The following is a 3,839-nucleotide window of genomic DNA, read 5'->3' as shown; positions in this document are numbered from 1 at the left end:
CACGACCTGTCCAAGATTCATTCGGTGGCATCGTTTTTCGTCTCACGAGTCGACACCGAGATCGACAAGCGTCTGGAGAAGATCGGCTCCGCTGAAGCGCTCGCGCTGCGCGGACAGGCCGGAGTGGCCAACGCCCGGCTGGCGTATGCCGCCTACCAGGAAGTCTTCGTGGGTGGCGAGCGTTTTGGACAACTCGAGGCCGACGGGGCGCGGGTACAACGGCCGCTGTGGGCGTCGACCGGTGTCAAGAACCCCGACTACTCCGACACGCTCTACGTCACCGAGCTGGTCGCGCCGAACACCGTGAACACCATGCCGGAGAACACGATTGACGCGGTCGCCGACCACGGTGTCATCACCGGCGACACGGTCACCGGCACCGCCTCGGCCGCCCAGGAAGTGTTCGACAAGCTGGCGGCGGTCGGAATCGACCTGACCGACGTCTTCCTCGTGCTGGAGAACGAAGGCGTGGAGAAATTCGAGGTTTCCTGGAACGAGCTGCTGAAGGAGACCCAGCATCAGCTCGACTCCGCCGCCAAATGAGTCCAGCCAGCACGCGGGGCAGCTCCGCGCAATGGCAAAACCCGCTGCGGGACAAGCGCGATAAGCGGCTGCCCCGAATTGCTGGGCCATGCGCCGTGGTGATTTTCGGTGTCACCGGCGATCTGGCCCGCAAGAAGGTGGTGCCGGCCATCTACGACTTGGCCAACCGCGGATTATTGCCACCTTCCTTCTCCCTGGTGGGCTTCGCCCGACGCGATTGGGAAACCCAGGATTTCCGCAAGGTGGTGTACCAAGCCGTCAAGGACCACTGCCGGACACCGTTTCGGCAGGAGAACTGGGAGCGGCTCGCCGAGGGATTCCGTTTTGTACCAGGCGCTTTCGATGACGACGACGCGTTCGCCCGGCTCGCGGAGGTGCTGGAGAAGCTCGATGTCGAGCGCGGCACCGGCGGCAATCACGCCTTCTACCTGGCCATCCCGCCCAAATCCTTCCCGGTGGTCTGCGACCAGCTACACAAGTCCGGTTTGGCCCGCCCACAGGGCGACAGCTGGAGCCGCGTGGTCATCGAGAAACCGTTCGGACATGACCTGGAAAGCGCGCAAGCTCTGAACAAGACGGTCAACGCCGTCTTTCCGGAGGAGGCGGTCTTCCGGATCGACCACTACCTGGGCAAAGAGACGGTGCGAAACATCCTGGCGCTGCGGTTCGCCAATCAACTGTTCGACCCGATCTGGAACGCCCACTATGTCGACCACGTGCAAATCACCATGGCCGAAGACATCGGACTCGGCGGACGGGCCGGCTACTACGACGGCATCGGCGCCGCGCGAGATGTCATCCAAAACCATCTCATGCAGCTATTGGCGCTGACCGCCATCGAAGAGCCGGTCAGCTTCAAACCGTCGGCGCTGCAAACCGAGAAGATCAAAGTACTTTCGGCAACACGACTCGTCGAACCGCTCGATGAGACGACCAGCCGCGGCCAATACACCGGAGGTTGGCAGGGCGGGGAGAAAGTCGTCGGGCTACTCGACGAGGAGGGGTTCGCAAAGGACTCCACTACGGAGACGTTCGCCGCCATCACCCTCGAGGTCGACACCCGGCGCTGGGCCGGTGTGCCGTTCTACCTGCGAACCGGTAAACGCCTGGGCCGCAGGGTGACCGAAATCGCTTTGGTCTTCAAACGGGCCCCGCATCTGCCGTTCGACGCCACCATGACCGATGAGCTTGGCGCCAACGCCATGGTCATCCGCGTGCAGCCGGACGAGGGGATCACCCTGCGGTTCGGCTCCAAGGTGCCGGGCACCGCCATGGAGGTCCGCGATGTCAACATGGACTTCTCCTACGGCTCGGCGTTCGCCGAAGAATCACCAGAGGCCTACGAACAGTTGATCCTCGACGTGCTGCTCGGCGAGCCGTCGCTGTTTCCGGTTAACGCGGAGGTCGAATTGGCTTGGGAGATACTCGATCCCGTCCTGGAAAACTGGGCGGCACACGGCGAGCCCGACCCCTATGAGGCAGGCGGCTGGGGCCCGGAGTCATCCTTTGAAATGCTGCGCCGCACCGGCCGGGAATGGCGGCGGCCGTGATCCGCGCCGGCGACGATGCAGTGGGGGCACCCCCAGCCGCCCAGCGGCGAGGGGGACGAAGCGATGCTGAGGAGCGGCGCAAATGATTGTCGATCTGCCCGACACCACCACCACGGCGGTCAACAAGAAACTTGATGAGCTGCGCGAAAAGACCGGTGCCGTCACCATGGGACGAGTGCTGACGCTGATCATCGCGCCGGACAGCGAAGATGTGCTGGAGGAATCACTCAAGGCTGCCAACGATGCCAGCCATGAACACCCCAGCCGGATCATCGTCGCGATGAGAGGCGATCCGTACGCCGACGAAGCGCGCCTAGATGCACAACTGCGCGCGGGCGGCGACGCCGGCGCCAGTGAGGTGGTGGTGCTGCGGCTGTCTGGGCCGCTCGCCGGCCACCCCGCCAGCGTGGTCATTCCCTTCCTACTCCCCGATATCCCGGTGGTGGCGTGGTGGCCGGATGTCGCCCCGGCCGTGCCAGCGCAGGATCTGTTGGGCCAATTGGCAGTTCGGCGTATCACCGACGCAACTAACGGGGCTGACCCATTGGCTTGCATCAAAAGCAGGCTGCCCGGATACACCCCTGGTGACACCGACCTGGCCTGGGCCCGCATCACCTATTGGCGGGCGCTGCTGACCTCCGCCGTCGATCTGGCGCCCCAGGAGCCGATCGACTCGGCACTGGTTTCCGGTTTGAAGACGGAGCCCGCGCTCGATGTCCTGGCGGGCTGGCTGGCCAACCGGATCGATGGTCCGGTGCGCCGGGCGGTCGGCGAACTCAAAGTCGAGCTGGCACGCAAGAGCGAGACCATCGTGTTGAGCCGTCCTCAAGAAGGCAGGACGGCCACACTGAGTCGGACGGCCAGGCCGGATGCTTTGCTTCCGTTGGCGCGCAGGGAAACCGGTGAATGCCTCGCCGAGGACCTGCGCCGATTGGATCCGGACGCGATCTACTTTTCAGCTCTCGAAGGCATCGCCCGAGTGGAGTACGTGTGAGCCGCGCCGGCGACGATGCAGTGGGGCACCCCCAGCCGCGCAGCGGCGAGGGGGACGGAGCGATGAGGAGGAGCGGCGCACATGAGCACAGCCGTCGAGACGTTCGCCGACAGCGACGGGCTGGTCGCTGCGGCGGGTGAGCGACTGATCGGCGTCATCGACGCCGCTGTGGCCGCCCGCGGACGGGCGCTGGTCGTACTGACCGGCGGCGGCAACGGCAACCGGCTTATGAGTTATCTCGGCGGGCAGGCGGGACGAATCGACTGGTCGAAAGTGCATCTGTTCTGGGGCGACGAGCGCTACGTCGCCGAAGACGACGACGAACGCAACGACAAGCAGGCCCGCGAAGCGTTGCTGGATCGTATCGACATTCCCGCGCGCAACGTGCATGCGATGCCGGCGAGTGACGGCGAATTCGGCGGTGATCTGGCTGCCGCCGCATTGTCCTACGAGCAGCTGCTGGCCGCGAACGCCGAACCGGGCGATCCCGCACCGAATTTCGATGTCCATCTGCTCGGCGTGGGACCGGAGGGGCACATCAATTCGCTGTTCCCCGACAGTCCCGCCGTACACGAAACCACCCGGCTGGTGGTCGGGGTGGAGGATTCGCCGAAGCCGCCGCCGCAACGAATTACGTTGACACTGCCTGCAATCCAGCGGTCCCGCGAGGTCTGGCTGTTGGTGTCCGGGGCGGAGAAAGCCGAAGCGGTGGCCGCCGCGATCGGCGGCGCCAACCCGGTGTCGGTGCCGGC

General features: G+C 65.0%; 4 protein-coding genes and 1 pseudogene. All 5 read left to right on the top strand.

Annotated elements, in window-relative coordinates:
* Nucleotides 1-543, top strand: a 543-nt coding sequence (gene tal / locus VEI45_RS17380) for a transaldolase (RefSeq protein ID WP_324855401.1), incomplete at its 5' end; no start/stop codon positions are given.
* A complete protein-coding gene (gene zwf, locus VEI45_RS17375) occupies nt 540-2,093 on the top strand; it encodes a glucose-6-phosphate dehydrogenase (RefSeq protein ID WP_324855399.1) in 1,554 nt (517 codons plus the stop codon). The genes tal and zwf, both read left to right, overlap by 4 nt.
* Before the next feature lie 82 nt (nt 2,094-2,175).
* The gene (gene opcA, locus VEI45_RS17370) at nt 2,176-3,087 is read left to right on the top strand and encodes a glucose-6-phosphate dehydrogenase assembly protein OpcA (RefSeq protein ID WP_324855397.1); all 912 of its coding nucleotides are present in this window, start codon (nt 2,176-2,178) and stop codon (nt 3,085-3,087) included.
* A gap of 2 nt (nt 3,088-3,089) precedes the next feature.
* Nucleotides 3,090-3,172, top strand: a pseudogene (locus tag VEI45_RS26485) (hypothetical protein); the annotation flags it as partial.
* Nucleotides 3,169-3,839 (top strand): 6-phosphogluconolactonase (gene pgl, locus VEI45_RS17365; RefSeq protein ID WP_324855395.1); only part of this gene is annotated, 671 nt, incomplete at its 3' end. The pseudogene VEI45_RS26485 and the gene pgl, both read left to right, overlap by 4 nt.

It is taken from the genome of Mycobacterium sp. (assembly GCF_035623875.1).
Classification (GTDB): domain Bacteria; phylum Actinomycetota; class Actinomycetes; order Mycobacteriales; family Mycobacteriaceae; genus Mycobacterium.
The sequence above is the reverse complement of the archived record's forward strand: the minus strand, read 5'-3'. Positions and strand labels throughout refer to the sequence as shown.

Bases quoted from the DNA above. Each gene is read 5' to 3' on its own strand.
- opcA (WP_324855397.1), top strand. From the start codon at position 2,176: ATGATTGTCGATCTGCCCGACACCACCACCACGGCGGTCAACAAGAAA.
- zwf (WP_324855399.1), top strand. From the start codon at position 540: ATGAGTCCAGCCAGCACGCGGGGCAGCTCCGCGCAATGGCAAAACCCG.